We start from the raw sequence: 20,989 nt of genomic DNA, 5'->3' as shown, positions 1-20,989 counted from the left end.
GTCAAAGTGCCGCTACTTTTGCTGCAGCTCAGGGCGGTGCTGACATTGAGCGCCATTACCGTTAGTCGGTTGGATGGCACTTTTTGAATGGCGCTGCTATGGCCGCCTTCTTTTTTCGCCAATCGAAGCTAGAGTAATGGCCAATCAGTCCATCAGCGGGGCCGTTCCCCGGGCAGTCAAGTGAATGATAAGTAGCAGCATGGAATGCGTGCAGTCCCTGCCACCCAGTGGCAAATCAGTCTTGTTGGTTGTTGATGATTACCCGGAAAATCTGGTGACCATGTGCGCGGTCTTGCAGCGACAGGACCGGGAAATCATCACTGCGGCCTCAGGCATGGAAGCGTTGGGTATTTTGCTGGACCGAGATGTCGATCTGGTGCTTCTCGATGTGCAGATGCCCGACATGGATGGCTTCGAAGTCGCCCGCCTCATGCGTGGCAGCCTGCGAACGCGGTTGACGCCGATCATCTTCCTCACGGCCAACGAACAATCCCGCGATTCGGTGCACAAGGGCTACGCCAGCGGCGCAGTCGATTACCTGTTCAAACCGTTCGACCCCAATATTCTCAGGCCCAAGGTACAGGCGCTTCTGGAGCAGCAGCACAATCGGCGTGCCCTGCAGAAGCTGAGTCGCGAGCTGGAATCGGCCCGGGCCTTCAATGCATCGGTGCTGGCGAACGTGGCCGAAGGCATCCTTGTCGTCACCGAAGACGGCGTCATCAGCTTCGCCAATCCGGCGATCTGCCGTTTGCTGGGCATGACCGACGGCGAGCTGCGCGGCACCGGGTTGTGCGCTTATCTGCACGAGCCCAGCGTCGGCGAATGGGCCGACTCCGGCTTTTATCATCACTATCGCCGTGCCGACACCTACCGCGTCCACGACGCCGTGCTGCGAACGCCCGAGGGCCGTCAGGTCCCGGTCGCGTTGTCGTGCGCGCCGCTGCCCGCCGAACAGCGCGCCATGGTGCTCAGCGTGCTCGACATGTCGGTGGTGCGTGACCTCTATCGTCAGCTCGAACATCAGGCCGTGACGGATTCCCTCACCGGCCTGCTCAACCGCCGTGGTTTCTATCAGACGGTCGAAGGGATGCTGCTGCGCAACGAGCACGCGGGCAAATACCTGGTCGTGTTGTACCTGGACCTCGACGGCTTCAAGGATGTGAACGACTCCCTGGGCCATGACGCCGGCGATCAGGTGTTGCAATGGGTCGGCGCGCAGTTGAAAGACTGCCTGCGGCCTTACGATGTGCTGGCGCGCATGGGCGGCGACGAGTTTGTGGTGGTCATCGACGGGCTGGACTTCCCCGAGCACGCGGCCAAGGTCGCCGAAAAACTCATCGAGCGGGTTTCCGCGCGGCGCATGATTGACGGGGTCGAAGCCACCTTGGGGGCGAGCATCGGCATCGCGGTCTACCCGGATTGCGGCACCAATCTGGATGGCCTGCTGCGCGCGGCGGACATCGCGATGTACGAAGCCAAACGGGCAGGGCGCCAGCAATACCGCTTCTTCGATCAGTACATGAATGGCCGCGCACGCTCCCGGCTGATGCTCGAAGAGAGCGTGCGCACAGCGATCGATGGCAAAGACTTTTCCATGGTCTACCAGCCGCAGGTCAACGTGGTCACCGGCAAGACGCGGGGTTTCGAGGCGCTGCTGCGCTGGCATCATCCGGACGCGGGCGACGTGCCGTCGGGTGTGTTTATTCCGCTGCTCGAAGAGACGCGGCTGATCAACAAGCTCGGCAGCTGGATTTTCGAACAGGGTGCGGCGCAGCGCCAACGCTGGAGCGGTGTATTCCCGGATGATCTGGTCATGAGCGTCAGCGTAAGCCCTGCGCAATTCAGCCTGCCGAACCTGGCGGCCGAGCTGCAGCGCGCGATGCAGATACATGGCCTGAAACCTCGGCAGCTGGAAGTCGAGATCACCGAGCCGTCGCTGGTCCACAACCTGGTGCACAGCCGCAAGCAACTGCAGGACCTGCATGACATCGGCGTGCGTGTGTCGTTGGACGATTTCGGCGCAGGCGACAGCTCCCTTGCCCATCTGCGCAACCTTGATCTGGACACCCTCAAGCTTGATCGACACTTCATTGGCGGCATGCTGGGATCGTCCCGCGATCTGGCCGTCGCGCGCAGCATCATTGACCTGTGTCACATGCTCGATATCGAGGTGATTGCCGAGGGCGTCGAAACCTACGAACAGTATGAGTGGCTGGTCGACAACGGCTGTCAGATCATTCAGGGCTTCCTGATTGCTCATCCGATGCCGCCATTGGAGGCAGAGCGTTTTGTCGAGCCGGTCGATCTGCCGGTCGCGTTACAGCTGCTCGGGCAGGGCTGACGCGGTAGACTCGCGCTTTTGCCTCGACCCGATCCGACCATGACTGTCACCACGCCCATGCCGCTCAAATACCTGCAGGCCTATCCCGAAGGCCTGCAGGATCAGGTTCGGCAGCTGATCGCGCAGAACCGGCTCACGGATTATCTGCAGCAGCGCTACCCGGATCGACACGAAATCCAGAGCGACAAGGCGCTGTATGCCTACGCGCTGTCGCTCAAGCAGGAATACCTGCGCAACGCGCCGAATATCGACAAAGTGCTGTTCGATAACCGCCTGGACCTGACCCACCGTGCGCTGGGCCTGCACACCACCGTGTCGCGGGTGCAGGGCGGCAAGCTCAAGTCCAAGAAGGAAATCCGCGTGGCGGCGTTGTTCAAGGAAGCGGCGCCGCAGTTTCTGAAGATGATCGTGGTACACGAACTGGCGCATTTCAAAGAGTCGGACCACAACAAGGCCTTCTATCAGTTGTGCGAACACATGCAGCCGGGCTATCACCAGCTGGAATTCGACCTGCGCATCTACCTGACCTGGCGGGACATGCAGACGGCCGTGCGCTGATCAGCCGCTAACGCTTTTCAAGGAAGTTTTGATGGAAGTCAGCAAGACCAAAAGCAGTTTTTACCGCCGCCTGTATGTGGCGTACCTGATCGACAGCGGCATCGCCAGCAGCGTACCGGCGCTGACCGACGTCACCGGTATGCCCCGTCGCACCGCCCAGGACACCATCGCGGCGTTGGCTGATCTGGATATTGTCTGCGAGTTCGAACAACTCGATGGCGCCCGCAATCATGCCGGCGGTTACCGGATTCATGACTGGGGCGCGATTGACCGCCGCTGGATCGAGGGCAATCTGCAGGCCATCAAGGCGGTGCTGGGGTATCCCTGACGTCGTGTCAGGGGCGTGGATTCAAGAGCTTCCCGGCTAAAGCCGGTCCTACGAAGGACGCCAAGGGCTCCGCGCCGGATCAGTCCAGATCGCGACGCATGCTGATATGGGGAATGCCGTCCTCGACGTACACCTCGCCCACCGGATTGAAGCCGTAGCGGCTGTAGTAGCCCTGCAAGTGCGCCTGGGCCGAGAGGAATATTGGCTGGTCCGGCCATTGGCGTTCCGCGTGCACCAGCGCCTGAACCATCAGTTCATGGCCCATACCCTTGTTGCGCATTGACGGTGCAGTCACCACGCGGCCGATGGTAACGTCGCCGTTCTGCTGAATCGGGTCCAGCAGGCGCAGGTAAGCGACCAGCTGATCATCCTGCCAGGCCATCAGATGGCAAGTATCGCCCAGCAAATCCTGGCCATCGACGTCCAGATACCAGCATTTCTGCTCCACCACGAACACCTGCGCTCTCAGTTGCAGAATGGCGTACAGCTGCTCTTTTCCAAGGTCGGTATGGTGTTTGCAAATCCAGTTGATAGACATGACGCCGGCCTGCGAGAAGAAGTTGATGCCGGATACTAAACGCATATCGGCGCAAGCCCAAATTCGCGGCAAGCCGGGCGAGACGATGGTTCAGTGAACGGTGTTTCATTTTGTTGAACTGCTGCACACACATCACAGTGTTACGAGTTGTGCAAAGCTCAAAATGAGTCTTCACTGAAGGCCAGTTGCCACAAGGAAGCTGAGCATGACGCGTTTGCTGTGCGCCGCAGGGCTGTTGGGAATGATGCTGATAGCCCAAGGCGTGGTCGCGCAGACATTGCGTCTTGCCGGCGATGCATGGGCGCCGTATGCCGATGTGTCATTGCTCCACGACGGGCTTTCCACCGACCTGATTCGCACGGCGCTGGGCCGCGCCGGTTACGACACCGAATACGAGCAGGTCCCCTGGGCGCGGGCGATACACGGGCTGAGCGAAGGGCGATACGACATCGTTATCAACGCCTGGTACAGCGAAGACCGCACGCGCATCGGGGTTTTCTCCGCGCCGTACCTGATCAACCGCCTGCGTTTCCTGAAGCGCAAAGACGCGTCCATCGACTTTCAGAACCTGCCGCAGCTGCACGGCTATTCCATCGCCGTCGTGCGCGGATACGCCTATTCGCCGGAATTCGACGCCGATGCCGACCTGAAAAAGGTGCCCGTGGCGGGTTTCTCGACCGCCGTCAGAATGCTTGCAGCGGGCAGGGTCGACTTGACGGTGGAAGACGAGTACGCGGCGCGGTTCGCCCTCAATCGCGAGCCGGCCGACGTGCAGGCCAACGTTGAATTCCTGCCTAAATCACTGAGCGAAAACAGTCTGCACATGCTGGTCAGCATCAAGCGGGCGGATCATCAGCAGATCGTTCTGGATTTCGACAAGGCTATCGCCGACATGAAAGCCGACGGCACGTACGACAGGCTCATCAAGCTGCACGGTCTGTGATGTCGGGTTCTTTGACCGGTTCTTTGATCAAGTGCGCTGCCAGGGTGCGCAGTGGCCCCAGTTGGCGGCAGATCAGCGCTAGTTGGGTTTGCACCAGCCGTTGCCCCTCGTCGATTTCTTCCGGCATCTGTTCCAGGCTCGTCGCCAGCGCCTCCTCTGCGTCGCTTTGCACCGCCACCGGCTCACGCATCGCCAGGCTTTGGGCGATTTCGTCGATGCTCGCGGCAAGGCTGGCTGCAGCGCCCTCGATCAGTTGCTCGCGCACTTCGGGCGGCAGCGGTGCGTCCCGGTGCGCGCCCAGTCCCGACAGGTAACTGAGCAGGGTGTGTGACAGCACCAGGAAGCGGAAACCCACGTCGGCCTCTTTGCGGAAATGCCCCGGCTCCATCAGCATGTTGGCCAGCGTGGTGGACAGCGCCGCGTCGGCGTTATGGGCGTTGCGGCGGGCCAGTCGATAGGCCAGATCGTCGCTCTTGCCGTTTGCGTATTGCTGCATGATCTGGCGCAGGTAAATGCTGTTGCACGACAGCGTGTTGGCCAGCACCTTGTTCAACCGACGACCTTGCCAGTCGGGCAGGAACAGGAACACCGCCAGGCCGGCGATCAGGCTGCCCAGCAGCGTGTCCAGCAGGCGCGGCAGGAACACGCCGTAGCCGTCGCCGACCTGATTGAAGCAGAACAGAATCATCACCGTAATCGCTGCGGTAGACAGCGTGTAGCGCGTGGTGCGGTTGACGAAGAACACCACGCCGGCCAGCACCGCGCACATCGATTGCAGGACCGGTGTGGTGATCAGGTCAAACAGAATCCAGCCCGCCGTCAGGCCAATCGCGGTGCCGATGATCCGCTGCCCGAGTTTACGCCGCGTTGCGCCATAACTGGGCTGACAGACAAACACCGTGGTGAGGATGATCCAGTAACCCTGGGACGGGTGAATCAGGTGAACCATGATGTAGCCGATAACCAGCGCCAGCGGCAGGCGCAGGGCGTGACGGAACAACAGCGAGGTCGGCGTCAGCTGCAGGCGCAGGCGGGTCCAGACGTCCTTGAGGTTGCGCGGCGAGCGGTCGAGCAGACTGCTGTCGGTGGCGTCGGCCAGGGCGTCGGGGTTGCTCGCATCACTGAGCAGCCGGTCGAGGGTACCGAGGTTATTGGCCAGCGCCCGTAACGAACGCAGCAGCCCGCGCCACGCCGGGTTGCTCTGAATGCGCAGGTGTTCCAGAGACGCGCGCAGATCATTCAGCGCGTGGGCGAAGCTGTCGTCATAGATGAACGGCTGGCGCAGCTGGATCGACGCCGACAGGTCACGGCAGGCGCGACCTTGCTGGCGCAGCAGGCGCTGGCAGCGAAACAGCACATCGCTGTGGAAGAACGCCTCGGCCAGGGAGTTGTAGGGATAGTGCGACGAACTGGCGCGCTCGTGGATGTCCTGCGCCAGGAAGTACAGCTTCAGGTAGCGACTGACCTTCGAGCCGGGGCGACCGCTGCCGACGCGGTTGAGGATGATTTCCTTGGTCACGTTGAGCGCGCCGACGACCTTGCCGTTCTGCTTGGCAAGCTCCAGCCGCTTGGCTTCGATATCCAGGGTGCGAATAGGCTCGAACAACTCGGATTTGAGTTTCAGGTACAGGCCCAGCTCGCGAAACAGCCGGGCCAGCGCCTGCTGCACCGGCTGATTGGAAAACAGCATCTGCCACAGCACCGACAGCAGGCCGTACCACGCCGCGCCTGCGACCAGCAGCATGGGCTCGTGCCAGAAATCGGTGACTTCGCCGCCGCGCTGATCGACGCCGATCATGGTGTAGACCGAGAGAATCAGCGTCGCGTAGGCGATGGCGCCGTAGCGCTCGCCCAGCGCGCCGAGCATCGTCAGGCAGAACGCCGCGAAGGCAAAGGCGCAAATGAATATCACGGGGTAGGGGAACAGCAGCTCCACGGACAACGCCGCGATGCTGAAACACACCAGCGTCACGGCCAGCGCATTGAGGCGGCCTTGCCAGCTGTCGTCGGTTTCCGACAGGGCACTGGCGATAATCCCGAGGAACAGCGGGATCAACTGAGACATCTCGTTCTGGTACCAGCACAGCGCCATGCTGCCGGTCAGCGCGATGAAAACCCGCACGCTGTAGGAAAACTTGTCCAGCGCCCAGAGACGGCGAAATGTATTACGCAACGATGTCGATGCCATGAACGCTGACGGCCTTGTTCGCGATTGATTTTGCTGAGGGATATGTACAGCGCCGGATGCGCGCTGTACATCCGGTTAGCAAAATTTATTCCGTGATGCTCACCGTGGCGTCTCTGAAACAGGGTTCTGAGTGCTGGTCTCGGTCGTTGTAGGAGCGCGCTTGCCCGCGAAGACGTAAGTGGCTTCAGCACAGGTGTTGGCTGACCCACCTCAATCGCGGGCAAGCGCGCTCCTACAGTGTTTGATGTCGTTGCACGCTAAACGAACTGCGCCGCCGCATACGCCGAGGCCCACGCCCACTGGAAGTTGAAGCCGCCCAGATGCCCGCTGACATCCAGCACCTCGCCGATAAAGTACAGGCCCGGCGATTTAAGGGATTCCATGGTCTTCGACGACACTTCACGGGTGTCGATGCCGCCCAGTGTCACTTCCGCTGTGCGGTACCCTTCGGTGCCCGCCGGTACCACTTGCCAGCTCGCCAGTCTGGTGGCGATGTCGGCCAGTTCGGCGTGGGTGTACTGCTTCATCGGCTTGGACACAAACCATTGCTCGGCAATCAGGTTGGCCATTTTCTTGGTGAAAATCTCGCCGAGCAGCGTTTTCAGTTCGCTGTTCGGGCGTTCGGCCTGTTGCTCGGTCAGCCAGCTGTGGGCGTCATGGTCGGGCATCAGGTTGATTTCTACCGTGTCGCCCGGCTGCCAGAAAGACGAGATCTGCAGAATCGCTGGCCCGCTCAAGCCACGGTGAGTGAACAGGATGTTTTCGCGAAAGCTGCTGTCGTTGCAGCTCACCAGGCAATCGACCGACGTGCCGGTCAGCTCGGTGCACAGCTCTTTCAACTGATCGGTGATGGTGAACGGCACCAGGCCCGCCCGGGTAGGCAACAGCGTGTGGCCGAACTGCTTGCCGACCTGATAGCCGAAACCGGTAGCGCCCAGCGTCGGGATCGACAGGCCGCCCGTGGCAATCACCAGCGACTCGCAACGGAGTTCACCCAGGGTGGTTTTCAGCAGGTAACCGTTTTCGGCTTTCTCGATGCTCTGCACCGACGTGTCCATGTGCAAGCTCACGCCAGCGGTGTCGCATTCCGCGAGCAGCAGACCGAGGATGTCGCTGGACTTGTTGTCGCAGAACAGTTGGCCGAGTTTCTTCTCGTGGTACGGCACGCCGTGCTTGCCCACCAGTTCGATGAAATCCCACTGGGTGTAGCGGGCCAGCGCCGATTTGCAGAAATGCGGGTTCTGCGAGAGGAAGTTGGCGGGCTCGGTGTACAGGTTGGTGAAGTTGCAGCGGCCGCCGCCTGACATGAGGATTTTCTTGCCCGGCTTGTTGGCGTGATCGATCAACATGACCTTGCGCCCGCGCTGGGCCGCCGTGAATGCACACATCAAACCTGCGGCGCCGGCGCCGATGATCACAACGTCAGTAACGGGCAAAGCGGTGTCCTCGGGTGTAAATAATCCAGGGGGTAGCGGTGAACCTGTAGGAGCGCGCTTGCCCGCGATTGCGGTGGTTCAGTGAGACATTTATGCCCTGACACACCGCAATCGCGGGCAAGCGCGCTCCTACAAAGAGGAGCTGCGGACCTTACAAAATCCGCACGCGCAACGATTTGCCCTTGATCTTGCCGTTGTTCAAACGCTCCAGCGCCTGCTTGGCCATGCTGCGTTCCACGGCGACGTAGGCCTGGAAATCAAAGATCGCGATCTTGCCCACCTGAGTGCCGGGAATGCCTGCTTCGCCGGTCAGTGCACCAAGGATGTCGCCAGGGCGCAGCTTGTCTTTGCGGCCGGAGCCAATGCACAGGGTGGTCATCGGTGGCAGCAGCTTGCCGCCTTCCTTGCGTTCCAGTTGGTCGTACTGCTGCCAGTTGAGCGGCGCTTTCTGCAGTTCTTCAACCGCGCGGGCGCGCTGGCTTTCACCAGGGGCCACGAGGCTGACGGCGATGCCGGTCTCACCCGCACGACCAGTACGGCCGACACGGTGGATGTGGATTTCCGAGTCCCGCGCCAGCTCGACGTTGAGGACCATGTCCAGACCATCGATGTCCAAGCCACGCGCGGCAACGTCGGTCGCCACCAGCACCGAGGTGCTGCGGTTGGCGAACATCGCCAGCACCTGATCGCGGTCGCGCTGTTCCAGATCGCCGTGCAGGCCGACGGCGGACATGCCCTTGGCGGTCAGGTGATCGACCACTTCCTGAACCTGCTGTTTGGTGAAGCAGAACGCCACGCAGGACTGCGGACGGAAATGATCAAGCACGCGGACCACCGCTTCGAGGCGTTCCTCTGGGGCGATTTCGTAGAAGATCTGCTCGATCTGGCTGTCGGCGTGGAGCGCCTCGACCTTGACGGTCTGCGGATCACGCATGAACTTCGATGACAGCTGCTTGATGCCGACCGGGTACGTGGCCGAGAACAGCAGGGTCTGGCGACGCTTGGGCGTCTGCTCGATGATGTCGGCGATGGCGTCGTAGAAACCCATGTCGAGCATGCGGTCGGCTTCGTCCAGCACCAGCGTGTTCAAGCCGTCCAGCACCAGCGAGCCCTTGCGCAGATGCTGCTGGATGCGACCCGGCGTGCCGACGATGATGTGCGCGCCGTGCTCCAGCGAGCCGATTTGCGGGCCGAAAGACACGCCGCCGCAGAGGGTCAGCACCTTGATGTTGTCTTCGGAGCGCGCCAGACGACGGATTTCCTTGGCCACCTGATCGGCCAGCTCACGGGTGGGGCAGAGCACCAGCGCCTGACAGCCGAAGTAACGCGGATTGATCGGATTGAGTAGGCCGATGCCGAATGCAGCGGTCTTGCCGGAGCCCGTCTTGGCCTGGGCAATCAGGTCCATCCCCTTGACGATCACCGGCAGGCTCTGCGCCTGAATCGGCGTCATCTCGGCATAACCAAGGGACTCCAGGTTAGCCAGCATGGCGGCGGAAAGGGGCAGTGAGTTAAAAGCGGTGTTAGTCACGGGACGGGCCTGCAAAACAAAATGTCGCGCAGTGTATCAGGTCGCGGCCCCTGCCTTGGGGCCGCGCGCGATAAATGGTGAGTGATTCACGCCTCGATCTCGGGCTCCGGTTGTGGCTTGCGCGCCGGTGCTTCGGGGGCCATGCGTGGCGAAAGCTGGAGAAAGATCGACGCCGCGAACATCGCCAGCACGCCGACACACAGGAAGGTCAGCTGAAACGCGCCGAGCACGTCGCTGACTTCACCCGTCGCCACGTCGTCGCTGAATCCGCCCAGCAACGCGGCCCCGCAGGCGACGCCGAGACTCAGGGACAACTGCGCGACCACCGACAGCAGACTGTTGCCGCTGGCGGCACTGGCGTCGTCGAGATCGATCAGCGTCACCGCGTTCATCGCCGAGAACTGCAGCGAGTTCACTCCGCCCAGAAACGCCAGATGGATCAGCAGCAGCCAGTACGGCGTGTCGGCACTGACCAGCGCCATGCTCGCCAGCAAGATACCCAGCAGCAGGGTGTTACCGGTCAGCACGATGCGATAACCCAGCCGTTCGATGGCTTTGGTCGCTAGAGGCTTGGCGAACATCGCCGCGAGCGCCAGGGGAATCATGCTCATGCCGGCATGTGATGGTGAGTAACCCAGGGCGACTTGCAGCATCAGCGGCAGCAGAAAAGGGAGGGCTCCGCTGCCCAGGCGGGCAAACAGGTTGCCCATGATGCCCACCGCGAAACTTCGGGTTTTGAACAGCTGAGCCGAGAACAGCGGCGCGTCCACGTGACTGGCGCGTAACCAGTACGCCGCCAGACAGGCCATGCCGCCGAACAGCAGCATCACCACCCGCAAGTGCGGCAAGTGCAGTTCGCCCAGGCCTTCCAGCGCAATGGTAATGAGCACCATCGACGCGCCAAACAACCCGAACCCCACCAGATCAAAACGTGTACGACCGCCGCCCTGAAGATCGGGTATGAATTTGCGCACCGCAAAACACCCGAGAATCCCCACCGGCAGGTTGATCAGGAAAATCCAGTGCCAGCTCAGGTATTCCACCAGCCAGCCACCAACGGTCGGGCCCATCAGCGGGCCCAGCAGGGCGGGCATGGTGATGAAACTCAACGTGCGCACCAGCTCGGTCCGTGGGTAGGCCCGCAGAACAATGAGCCGGCCGACCGGCATCATCAGGGCGCCGCCTAGCCCCTGAATCACCCGCGCCCCGACCAGCATGCCGACGGAGTTGGACACTGCGCACAGCAGCGAGCCGAAGCTGAACAAAAGGATGGCGCTGAAGAAGATGCGCTTGATCCCGAAGCGGTCGGAAATCCAGCCCGACGCGGGGATCAGCAGGGCGATGGTCAGCATGTAGGCGATGATCACCGACTGCATGCGCAGCGGGTCTTCTGACAACGAGCGAGCCATGGATGGCAGCGCAGTGTTAAGGATCGTGCCGTCCAGGCTTTGCATGAAAAAGGCGATGGCGATGACCCATGGCATCCAGCGCAGGGTGCGGGCGTCCAGCTGCGGTGTTGAGGTCGGCATGTGGATCGAGGGTCCTTGTGGTGGCTCGTGCTTGATCGGTTTGTTGCTATCGCGGGCTGCCTGTCACGCGGCATGTCCCGCTCATGGTCGCATTCCGTAGGAGCCGGCTTGCTGGCGAACGCATTACATCAGACACGCTTGAGGTGACTGACCCACCGCTTTCGCCAGCAAGCCGGCCCCCACAGATAGATTACAGCGTCAGCGTCAACCCACTCAGCAGCGCACCCGGCAGCAGATTCGAGGCGGTCTGGCGCTGACTGTAGGTGCTCGTCGACAGCAGGAGTTCCCTTTCTGTGGTCAGTTGTTCCAGCGCCGTGCCCAGCAGCGCGAAGAGACTGTCGTCGAAGCGCATGGTGTTGACCGGTGCCTTGATCTGCCCGTCTTCGACCCAGAACGTGGCGAAGCGCGTCATCCCGGTGATGCGCCCGGCGGTGCGGTCCGAGAAATTCAGGTACCACAGGTTGCTGATGTACAGGCCGGTGCCCAACGCTTTCAACACCTCGTCCAGTGCCAGCGAACCGCCCTCCATGCTCAGCGCGCTCGGCGACTCGCCCCAGCCTGCGCCGTTAGCGACGAGGCCGTATTCGGCGGCGCTGCGCGAGTCGATCATGCGATCCCGGGCCACGCCTTCGGCCACCAGCGACAAATCCATGCGCGGATAGCCCTCGCCGGAAAACGCAGGGGACAACGAGCCTGTGACCTGCTCGTTCAAACTCACCAGCGGACTCAGCGTGGCGTGGCCGTCGTACAGCCGCTGTAGGGGGCTGGTCTTGTCGGCCAGCGACTGCGCCGAGAATCCACCCCAGCACAGCATGCCTATGACTTCTTCCAGCGCGGCAGGCGCCAGATAGGCGCGGTATTGCCCGGGCGTGAGGGCATGTGCCGGGCGTCCGAGGAACGCCAATTGCTCACGGGCCAGGGCGAAGCGCCGTGCGAAGCTTTCGTCAGTCCAGGTGTGGCCGGCGTAGTTGGCTTTCACCGCCTGACCGTTCTCGTGGAACAGGCTCCAGTCGAAATTGAAACTGTTGGCCTGATGCCAGCCCAGCGCACCGCTTGAACTGGCGAAGCCGCGATAGATCGGCCCGGCCGCGTAGATGCCGACCAGGTCCAGCCCCTCGCCCAATCGCGCGATCTGCTCGACGACATGGGCGCTGTCCGGCAGCGGCGTTTCCTGCACGTTGCTGCTCTGCCAGGCCTCGTCGTTCAGTTGCAGATAAGGATCTTCCGGCAACAGCGTCAGCGTCTCGCGCAACTGAAGCAGCGCTTCGCTCAGGCGCTGTCGATCGACCTCGCCATCGCCCGACAGCGTGAGATTCAGGTTGGCGTGACGGCCTGCGGCGATCAGCTTGAAGGTCACGCTGGCCTGCTGCACGTGGCCGGCCTGGCGCACTTTGGCGTGATTAAAGCGAATGAAATCCGACGCTTCGGCGTCGTAGCTGAAGGTGTAACGCTCCTCCGCCGTGACTGCACTGTGCAGCCACTCGGCCAGGGCCTTGAATTGCGCTTGATGGGACATCATGCGTCACCTCCGAAAACATCAACGCTCGCGAACACGCAAGCGGGCGAGGCATGCCCCACGCGGATCACTTGATTGGGCTCGCCTTTGCCGCAGTTGGGTGTGCCGAGGACCTTGAAGGTGCTGGCGTCGCCGACCGCGCTGAGGTTGCGCCAGAACTGGGCGGAGATGGCGCGGTAGTTCGGGTTTTTCACCACGCCCTTGAGCTCGCCGTTCTCGATCAACTGACCCCACTCGCAGCCGAACTGGAATTTGTTGCGCGCATCGTCGATCGACCACGAGCGGTTGGTGCTCATCAAGATGCCGTGCTCGATGCCGCCAATGAGCTGCGCCATCGATTTGTCGCCCGGCTCGATATTGAGGTTGGCCATGCGGTCGATGGGGGCGCGGTTCCAGTTGGATGCGCGGCTGTTGGCGACGCCTTCCATGCCGCTGCGGTATTGCGACAGCGTGCCGCCCAGCGGCCTCACCAGTACGCCGTCCTTGATCAGAAATTGCTTGCTCGCCGGCGTGCCGTCGTCATCAAAGCCGTAGCTCGCCAGTTGCTCGGGGATTTCAGGATCGAAGGTCACGTTGAGCAGGCTTGAGCCGTATTGCAGGCTGCCGAAGTCGCTGGCTTTGACGAAACTGGTCCCGGCGTAATTGCGCTCATCGCCGAGAATGCGGTCCAGCTCCAGCGGGTGGCCGATGGATTCGTGGATTTGCAGGGTCATCTGGTCGGGCGTCAGCAGCAGGTCGCGCGGGCCGGTGGGTGTGTTCGGCGCCATGACCAGTTGCAGCGCCTGATCGGCGACGTTGACCGCCGCACCGATGATCCCGCAGGACGCGATGACTTCCGCGCCGCCTTGCTGGCCGAAGTTCTCGCGGCCGAGGCTGCGCGTCTGGCTGTCCTGTCCGTCGTAGGCTGTGACGGTCAAGCCTGGGAAGACGAAGCGCTGGGCCTGACGAATCTCGGCGCCGGCGTTGTTGAGGTAGATCTGCTCGACGTTCTCCAGCCCCAGGCTCACCTGCCAGTTGACCAGACGCTCGTCCATGGGCACGGACGCCGATTCGGCATTGAGCAGGGCGTAGCAATCGCTGAGCGAGGGAAAAGCGCTTTGCAGGTTGGGGGAAAGGTAATCGGCACGAGCGGTGGCGACAGCATGGTCGCGCAGGTCGAGGAGGGAATGCGGGGCCAGTTGCCGCGCTTGAATCTCAGCCTGTTCCAGCGCCGATTGAAGCCCGCGCTGGGAGAGGTCGTTAGTGGCCGCATAGGCTTCGACGCCATTGATACGCACGGTGAGCATCGCGCCCTCGTCGATGCTCAATTGCGGCGGCTCGGCGACGTTCTTGCGCACCGACAAATGCTGGCTGGTCTGTTTGACGTAACGCAGGGAGAAAAACGGGGCGCTGCTCTGCAGGGCGGCGAACCGCTGTTTGAGCTGAGCGGAGAAGTCGAACATGCAGGAAGGCTCCTTGGCGATTCGGAGAGGCAATGGCCCGAATCATAGCGCGGATGATCACTGCAGCGGGGGAGGGAAGGACAACGCGCACGCAGCGCGCCATTGTGGGATCGGCTTTAGCCGGGAAAGCGTCAGGTGTGACACCGCAAAATCGAGGGTGTACCCGCTGGCCTCTTCCCGGCTGAAGCCGGTCCCACTTACAAATGCGCGCCGTTAGTAGGACCGGTCCCGTGATTGGCGGTGGTTACTGCGCCAACGGGCCCACCTCTCGCATCGGCTTACCACGCACCGGCGCGTCGCCTGCCACGTAGTAATCAGCGGTGCTGCGCGGCAGCGGAGCACGACCGCGGATCTTGTCGGCGATTTTCTCGGCCATCATGATCGTCGGCGCGTTGAGGTTGCCGGTGGTGATCAGCGGCATGATCGACGCATCCACCACACGCAGCCCTTCCATCCCGTGCACACGGCCCTGGCCGTCAACGACCGCCATCTCATCGGTGCCCATCTTGCACGAGCAGGACGGGTGATACGCCGTCTCGGCATGCTCACGGATAAACGTGTCCAGTTGCTCGTCGCTCTGCACATCAATGCCGGGGCTTATTTCGCGGCCACGGTATTTGTCCAGTGCTGGCTGCTGCATGATCTCGCGGGTCAGGCGAATGCCGTCGCGGAATTCCTGCCAGTCCTGGTCGGACGCCATGTAGTTGAAAAGAATGCTCGGATATTCGCGCGGATTCTTCGACTTCAACTGCACGCGACCACGGCTTGGCGAACGCATCGAGCCCACGTGCGCCTGGAAACCATGTTCTTGCACGCCCTTGCTGCCGTTGTAGTTAATCGCAACTGGCAGGAAGTGGTACTGAATGTTCGGCCACTCGAATTCCTTGCGCGAACGAATGAAACCGCCCGCTTCGAACTGGTTGCTGGCGCCGATGCCTTTGCCGAGGAACATCCACTCGGCACCGATGGCCGGCTGGTTCCACCACAGCAGCGACGGGTACAGGGAGACAGGCTCTGTGCACGCGTACTGCAGATACATTTCCAGGTGGTCTTGCAGGTTCTCGCCAACGCCCGGCAGGTCGTGAACGACCGGAATATCGAGCTTCTTCAGCAACGGCGCAGGGCCGACGCCGGAACGCTGCAGAATTTGCGGCGAAGCAATTGCGCCGCCACACAGCAGGACTTCCTTGCGAGCGCGCGCTTCGATGCGGGTGTCGCTGTCGCCCACCATGTAAGCCACGCCGACGGCGCGCTTGTTGTCGAACAGAATGCGGTCAGTCAGCGCGTGAGTGACGATGGTCAGGGTCGAACGCTTCTTGGCTTCGTCCAGATAACCACGGGCGGTGCTGGCGCGACGGCCGAATGGCGTGACGGTGCGGTCCATCGGGCCGAAACCTTCCTGCTGATAACCGTTGAGGTCGTCGGTGCGCGGATAACCGGCTTGCACGCCTGCTTCAACCATCGCGGCGAACAGCGGATTGTTGCCGGCTTTCGGCGTGGTCACGCTGACCGGGCCTTCGCCACCGTGGTAGTCGTTAGGGCCGATGTCGCGGGTTTCGGCCTTGCGGAAGTACGGCAGGCAATCGAGGTAAGACCAGTCTTCAAGGCCCGGGTTTTTTGCCCAGCCGTCGTAGTCCATGGCGTTGCCGCGGATGTAGCACATGCCGTTGATCAGCGATGAGCCACCCAGGCCCTTGCCGCGACCGCATTCCATACGGCGGTTGTTCATGTGCGGCTCTGGCTCGGTCTCGTAGGCCCAGTTGTAGCGACGGCCTTGCAGCGGGAACGCGAGCGCGGCCGGCATTTGCGTACGGAAGTCAGCGCGATAGTCCGGGCCGCCTGCTTCAAGCAACAGCACGGTGACGCCTGCGTCCTCGGTGAGACGGGCTGCCAGGGTGTTACCGGCCGAGCCGGCGCCGATGATGATGTAGTCGAATTCCTGGGACATTGAAATGTTCCCTCTTTGAGATGTGTCTGAAATGGAGCGAATGTACGCGGTTGAAATCTGTAGGAGCCGGCTTGCTGGCGAATGCGATGCGTCAGGTTCTGCAACGTTGAATGACCTGACGCGTTCGCGGGCAAGCGCGCTCCTACAAGGGTCGGTGCGGGATCAGAACACCGACGCGTAATCGCCCAGCTCGACCTGCACGGACTTGATCCGGGTGTACTGCGCCAGCGAGCTGATGCCGTTCTCGCGACCCACGCCCGACTGCTTGTAGCCACCGACCGGCATCTTGGCGTCGGACTCGCCCCAGGCGTTGATCCAGCAGATACCGGCTTCCAGTTGATGAATCACGCGGTGCGCGCGGTTCAGGTCCTTGGTCACGATGCCCGCCGCCAGACCCATTTCGGTGTCGTTGGCGCGGCGGATCACTTCTTCTTCGGTGTCGTAGCTGAGGATGCTCATGACCGGGCCGAAGATTTCCTCTTTGACGATGGTCATCTCATCGGTGCAGTCGGTGAACACGGTTGGCGCGACGAAGGCGCCGTTGCCCAGCTCACCCTCGGTCAGACGGTCGCCGCCGATCAGCAGGCGGGCGCCTTCTTCCTTGCCCTTGGTGATGTAGCCGAGCACGTTTTCCATGTGCGCGAAGCTCACCAGTGGGCCGAAATTGATGTTGTCGTCCTGCGGATTGCCGACGCGGATGCGTTTGACGCGCTCAAGGATTTTCGCTTCGAAGGCTGCCTTCAGGGCGCTCGGTACGAACACGCGAGTGCCGTTGGTGCAGACCTGACCCGAGCTGTAGAAGTTGGCCATCATCGCGATGTCGGCGGCACGGTCCAGATCGGCGTCGTCGAAAATGATCAGCGGTGATTTGCCGCCCAGCTCCATGGTCACTTCTTTGAGCGATGAGCTCGAAGCACTGGCCATGACTTTCTTGCCGGTCTGCACGCCGCCGGTGAACGAGATTTTCTCGATACGCGGGTGCTCGGTCAGCCAGCTGCCGACGTCACTACCGGCGCCCGTCAGCACGTTGAACACGCCGTCCGGTACGCCGGCTTCGGTGTAGATCTCTGCCAGCTTCAGTGTGGTCAGCGAGGTGACTTCGCTTGGCTTGAAGATCATCGCGTTGCCGGCTGCCAGCGCAGGGGCGGACTTCCACAGGGCGATCTGGATCGGGTAGTTCCACGCGCCGATGCCGACGGTGACGCCCAGCGGCTCGCGGCGGGTGTAGACGAACGAGGTGTCGCGCAGCGGAATCTGCTCGCCTTCGATCGCAGGCACCAGGCCGGCGTAATACTCCAGCACGTCAGCGCCGGTGACGATGTCGACGTATTTGGTTTCGGAGATCGCTTTGCCGGTGTCCAGGGTTTCCAGTTCGGCCAGCTCATCGTTGCGTTCACGCAGGATGTCGACGGCACGACGCAGGATGCGCGAGCGCTCCATGGCGGTCATGGCAGCCCAGATTTTCTGGCCCTTTTCAGCGCTGACGACAGCGCGTTCAACGTCTTCTTGGGTCGCGCGCTGCACCTGGGCCAGGACTTCGCCATTGGCCGGGTTGATAGCTTCAAAGGTTGCGTTGCTGCTGGCGTCCACGTAGCCGCCGTCAATGTAGAGTTTTTGCAGTTCGAAACGGGCCATAAAATCCTCGCAGTAATCTGGGTGGGTGACGACCGAGTGCGCCGTGCGCTGCCTTGGTCGTGGTGCCGGCTGCTTCAGCTCGGCGCTTTTGCCAGTTGAAAGTCCATGTACTCGTAGGCGATCCGTTGCGCTTGTTGGGTGTCGAAGGCGTCGCCCGAAAGCGCGCCGCGCAGCCATAGGCCGTCGATCAATGCCGCCAGCCCCCGGGCTGCGCTGCGTGCTTCGTCCAACGGCAATGCGCGACGGAACTGGCAGCAGAGGTTGGAATACAGGCGGTGATCGTTGATCCGCTGGAGCCTGTGCAATGAGGGCGAATGCATGCTGGTTGCCCAGAAGGCGAGCCAGGTTTTCATCGCCGGACCGTTGACCTGGCTGGAATCGAAGTTGCCTTCGATGATCACTTTCAGGTGAGCCCGCGGGCTGTCGTCGTTCAATGCCCGGCGCCGCTCGGCGACGCTGGCGATCAGCGCATTCATCAGATGGCGCATCGTCGCTGCGATCAGGCCGTTCTTGTCCTGAAAGTAGTGGCTGATGATGCCGTTGGAGACCCCCGCCAGTTTGGCGATCAGCGCAATGCTCGCATCGCCCATCCCGACCTGATCGACCGCCGTCAGGGTGGCCTGGATCAACTGCTGACGCCGAATGGGTTGCATACCGACCTTGGGCATCTGTGGGACTCCTTGATGTAGCGGATGATCGTGAGTGGCTGTAAACGACGTTCACTGTAAAGCTTTTTAATTGAACGTTCAATCAACAAAAAGTTGCAGGCGCGCGGAGAAGGCGTGCAATGCCCCCGTATAAACGCGCGAAATCGAAGACATGTAGGAGTGAGCTTGCTCGCGATTGCGGCGCATCAAACGACGCAGATGATGAAGCTGCCGAAGCCATCGCGAGCAAGCTCACTCCTACAGTGGGTTGTTCGTTCGCGCGATGTAGGGTCGACGCGAATCCGTAGGAGCCGGCTTGCTGGCGAACGCGTATATCGGGCGCTGTCTCAGCCGTGATTCTTGCCCAGCAATGCGTGATACAGCTCGCTGTCACCGAGGATGCCGACCAGTTGGTTGTTCTCCTGCAGCACCAGCTTGTTGCCGGTGTGATAACGGATCTGCAGGGCGTCGCGCATGCCGATGTCGGAGTGGACGACTGTCGGTTTACGCCCGAGGGTTTCGACCGACTGGCCAGGCTCCCAGCTTTGCAGGTCAAGCGCTGCGCCATGCTGGTGGGCGCCGGTGATGGCGTTGCCTTCAGAGAGATCAATCCACGTGTCGTCGCTCGGGTCCAGGCAGACCTGAGAACCGTTGATGCGCGTGCATTGGGTGATCGGGCGCATCAGGCTACGGCCGCACAGCACGTTGAGCGGATTGGTGTGGGCGACGAATGTACGCACGTATTCGTCGGCGGGATTGAGCACGATCTCTTCCGGCACGCTGTACTGAATGATCCGGCCGTCCTTCATGATCGCGATGCGGGTGCCGAGCTTGAGCGCTTCGTCCAGGTCGTGACTCACGAAGACGATCGTCTTGTTCAGCTTCTTCTGCAGCGCCAGCAACTCATCCTGCAGGCCCTGACGAATCAGCGGATCGAGGGCCGAAAACGGCTCGTCCATCAGCAGAATGTCAGCATCCATCGCCAGCGCCCGGGCCAGGCCGACACGCTGCTGCATGCCGCCCGAAAGCTCGTCGGGCTTCTTGTTGCGCCATTGGGTCAGGCCGACCAGCTCCAGCTTTTCGTCCACCAGTGCGCGCCGCTCTTTCTCGGGACGGCCCTGCATTTCCAGACCAAAGCTGATGTTCTCGCGCACCGTCAGCCAGGGCATCAGCGCAAACTTCTGGAACACCATGGCGATGCGCTTGGTGCGCATCATCTTCAGCTCGGCAGGCGTGCAGGCAGCGATGTTGATCTGCTGGCCTTCGTGCTCGACGAACAGCGAGCCGCGGCTGACCGTGTTCAGGCCGTTGATGCAGCGCAGCAGGCTGGATTTACCCGAGCCGGACAGCCCCATCAGTACGCAGATCTCGCCTTTGTTGATCTCCAGCGTGGCTTTTTCGACGCCGACGATCTGGCCGGTTTTCTTGAGGATTTCTGCCCGCGTAAGGCCTTGGTCCAAGAGCTTGAGTGCCTCACGCGGGTCTTTGGAGAAGACGACGTCAACCTGATCGAATTTGATGATGCTCATGCGTCGGTCCTCACTTTGGCGTCCGGTTGTTTGCAGATCCGGTCGAGCATGATCGCCAGCAATACGATCGCCAGGCCCGCTTCGAAGCCCAGAGCGATATCAGCAGTGTTCAGTGCGTTGACCACAGGTTTGCCCAAGCCATCCGCGCCCACCAGCGCGGCGATCACCACCATCGACAGCGACAGCATGATGCACTGGGTGATGCCGGCCGCGATGCTCGGCATGGCATGGGGCAGTTCGATGCGGGAGAGCAGTTGCCGGCGCGAGCAGCCGAAGGCTTTGCCGGCGTCGAGGAGTTCTTGCGGGACATCACAGATGCCCAGATACGTCAGGCGGATCGGCGCAGCGATCGCAAACACCACCGTTGAAATCAGGCCCGGTACCACGCCGAGACCGAACAGGGTCAGGGTCGGGATCAGGTAAACGAAAGTAGGCACCGTCTGCATCAGGTCGAGAACAGGTCGCATGCAGGTGTAAAACATCGGTTTGTGCGCGGCAATGATGCCCAGCGGCACGCCGATCACGACACAGACCGCCGTGGCGAACAGCACCTGGGCCAGGGTCTCCATGGTTTCCTGCCAGTACCCCAGATTGAGAATCAGCAGAAAGGAAATGATCACAAAGGCGGTCAGGCCCCATTTGCGCTGAATGAAGTGGGCGAGCAGGGCAACCAGGCCGATCAGCACAAAGGGATTGAACCAGGTCAGCCCGCCGGTCAGGCCGTGAATCATGGTTTCCAGTGACGAAGCGATGGCGTCGAAGGTGCTGGCGCCGTGCTGCGTCAGCCATTCGACGAAGCCGGCGATGTACTCGCCCAGGGGGATTTTATGATCAGTCAGCATGATGTCGGTTGTCCGCGTGCGGGATGAAAAGAGGACAA

The 20,989-nt window shown here is 61.6% G+C and carries 16 protein-coding genes; 4 read left to right on the top strand and 12 right to left on the bottom strand.

Annotated elements, in window-relative coordinates:
• Window positions 1-184: 184 nt before the first annotated feature.
• From EC919_RS13625 to EC919_RS13615, 3 genes are read left to right on the top strand one after another with little or no spacing between them, the layout of a single operon-like run.
• Window positions 185-2,341 (top strand): putative bifunctional diguanylate cyclase/phosphodiesterase, encoded by a 2,157-nt coding sequence (locus EC919_RS13625; protein WP_133774679.1) that lies wholly within the window; start codon window positions 185-187, stop codon window positions 2,339-2,341.
• 57 nt (window positions 2,342-2,398) lie between these two features.
• Window positions 2,399-2,899, top strand: coding sequence for a YgjP-like metallopeptidase domain-containing protein (locus tag EC919_RS13620; RefSeq protein WP_410928351.1), 501 nt, complete (start codon window positions 2,399-2,401; stop codon window positions 2,897-2,899).
• 31 nt (window positions 2,900-2,930) lie between these two features.
• Window positions 2,931-3,227 (top strand): winged helix-turn-helix domain-containing protein, encoded by a 297-nt coding sequence (locus tag EC919_RS13615; RefSeq protein WP_133774677.1) that lies wholly within the window; start codon window positions 2,931-2,933, stop codon window positions 3,225-3,227.
• 79 nt (window positions 3,228-3,306) lie between these two features.
• Here EC919_RS13615 and EC919_RS13610 read toward each other — a convergent pair whose 3' ends face one another.
• Entirely contained in the window at window positions 3,307-3,765 is a 459-nt protein-coding gene (locus EC919_RS13610; protein WP_133774853.1) for a GNAT family N-acetyltransferase, read from the bottom strand.
• A 205-nt stretch (window positions 3,766-3,970) separates the two neighbouring features.
• Between EC919_RS13610 and EC919_RS13605 the strand changes: the two genes are divergently transcribed.
• Complete coding sequence (locus tag EC919_RS13605) at window positions 3,971-4,708, top strand: substrate-binding periplasmic protein (RefSeq protein WP_133774675.1); 738 nt, start codon at window positions 3,971-3,973, stop codon at window positions 4,706-4,708.
• Here the strand turns inward: EC919_RS13605 and yccS are convergent.
• The 11 genes from yccS to choW all read right to left on the bottom strand — a co-directional run bounded on the left by yccS (window position 4,689) and on the right by choW (window position 20,954).
• On the bottom strand, window positions 4,689-6,896 hold the full coding sequence (gene yccS, locus EC919_RS13600; RefSeq protein WP_133774673.1) for a YccS family putative transporter: 2,208 nt from the start codon (window positions 6,894-6,896) through the stop codon (window positions 4,689-4,691). The genes EC919_RS13605 and yccS overlap by 20 nt on opposite strands.
• Before the next feature lie 257 nt (window positions 6,897-7,153).
• Window positions 7,154-8,332: an NAD(P)/FAD-dependent oxidoreductase gene (locus EC919_RS13595; RefSeq protein WP_133774671.1), complete on the bottom strand. Its 1,179-nt coding sequence runs from the start codon at window positions 8,330-8,332 to the stop codon at window positions 7,154-7,156.
• A 151-nt stretch (window positions 8,333-8,483) separates the two neighbouring features.
• On the bottom strand, window positions 8,484-9,863 hold the full coding sequence (gene dbpA, locus EC919_RS13590) for an ATP-dependent RNA helicase DbpA (protein ID WP_133774669.1): 1,380 nt from the start codon (window positions 9,861-9,863) through the stop codon (window positions 8,484-8,486).
• 86 nt (window positions 9,864-9,949) lie between these two features.
• The gene (gene mdtD / locus EC919_RS13585) at window positions 9,950-11,392 is read right to left on the bottom strand and encodes a multidrug transporter subunit MdtD (protein WP_133774667.1); all 1,443 of its coding nucleotides are present in this window, start codon (window positions 11,390-11,392) and stop codon (window positions 9,950-9,952) included.
• A 190-nt stretch (window positions 11,393-11,582) separates the two neighbouring features.
• Window positions 11,583-12,908 carry a TldD/PmbA family protein gene (locus tag EC919_RS13580; RefSeq protein ID WP_133774852.1) on the bottom strand — a complete coding sequence of 442 codons (1,326 nt, stop codon included), beginning with the start codon at window positions 12,906-12,908 and terminating at the stop codon, window positions 11,583-11,585.
• Window positions 12,908-14,350, bottom strand: a complete 1,443-nt coding sequence (locus EC919_RS13575; RefSeq protein WP_133774665.1) for a TldD/PmbA family protein — start codon at window positions 14,348-14,350, stop codon at window positions 12,908-12,910. Before EC919_RS13575 ends, EC919_RS13580 begins: the two co-directional genes overlap by 1 nt.
• Before the next feature lie 244 nt (window positions 14,351-14,594).
• The gene (betA, locus tag EC919_RS13570; protein WP_166650538.1) at window positions 14,595-16,298 is read right to left on the bottom strand and encodes a choline dehydrogenase; all 1,704 of its coding nucleotides are present in this window, start codon (window positions 16,296-16,298) and stop codon (window positions 14,595-14,597) included.
• Window positions 16,299-16,460: 162 nt separating this feature from the next.
• On the bottom strand, window positions 16,461-17,933 hold the full coding sequence (gene betB / locus EC919_RS13565; protein WP_133774661.1) for a betaine-aldehyde dehydrogenase: 1,473 nt from the start codon (window positions 17,931-17,933) through the stop codon (window positions 16,461-16,463).
• Window positions 17,934-18,007: 74 nt separating this feature from the next.
• A complete protein-coding gene (gene betI, locus EC919_RS13560; protein ID WP_133774659.1) occupies window positions 18,008-18,601 on the bottom strand; it encodes a transcriptional regulator BetI in 594 nt (197 codons plus the stop codon).
• Window positions 18,602-18,927: 326 nt separating this feature from the next.
• Window positions 18,928-20,109 (bottom strand): choline ABC transporter ATP-binding protein, encoded by a 1,182-nt coding sequence (gene choV / locus EC919_RS13555; RefSeq protein ID WP_133774657.1) that lies wholly within the window; start codon window positions 20,107-20,109, stop codon window positions 18,928-18,930.
• Window positions 20,106-20,954: a choline ABC transporter permease subunit gene (choW, locus tag EC919_RS13550; RefSeq protein ID WP_192131039.1), complete on the bottom strand. Its 849-nt coding sequence runs from the start codon at window positions 20,952-20,954 to the stop codon at window positions 20,106-20,108. The genes choV and choW overlap by 4 nt, the downstream gene beginning before the upstream one ends.
• Between the last annotated feature and the right edge of the window lie 35 nt (window positions 20,955-20,989).

Source organism: Pseudomonas graminis (assembly GCF_004364335.1).
Classification (GTDB): Bacteria; Pseudomonadota; Gammaproteobacteria; order Pseudomonadales; family Pseudomonadaceae; genus Aquipseudomonas; species Aquipseudomonas graminis_D.
Note: the sequence above shows the minus strand (reverse complement) of the source record. Positions and strands in the feature narration are given on the sequence as shown.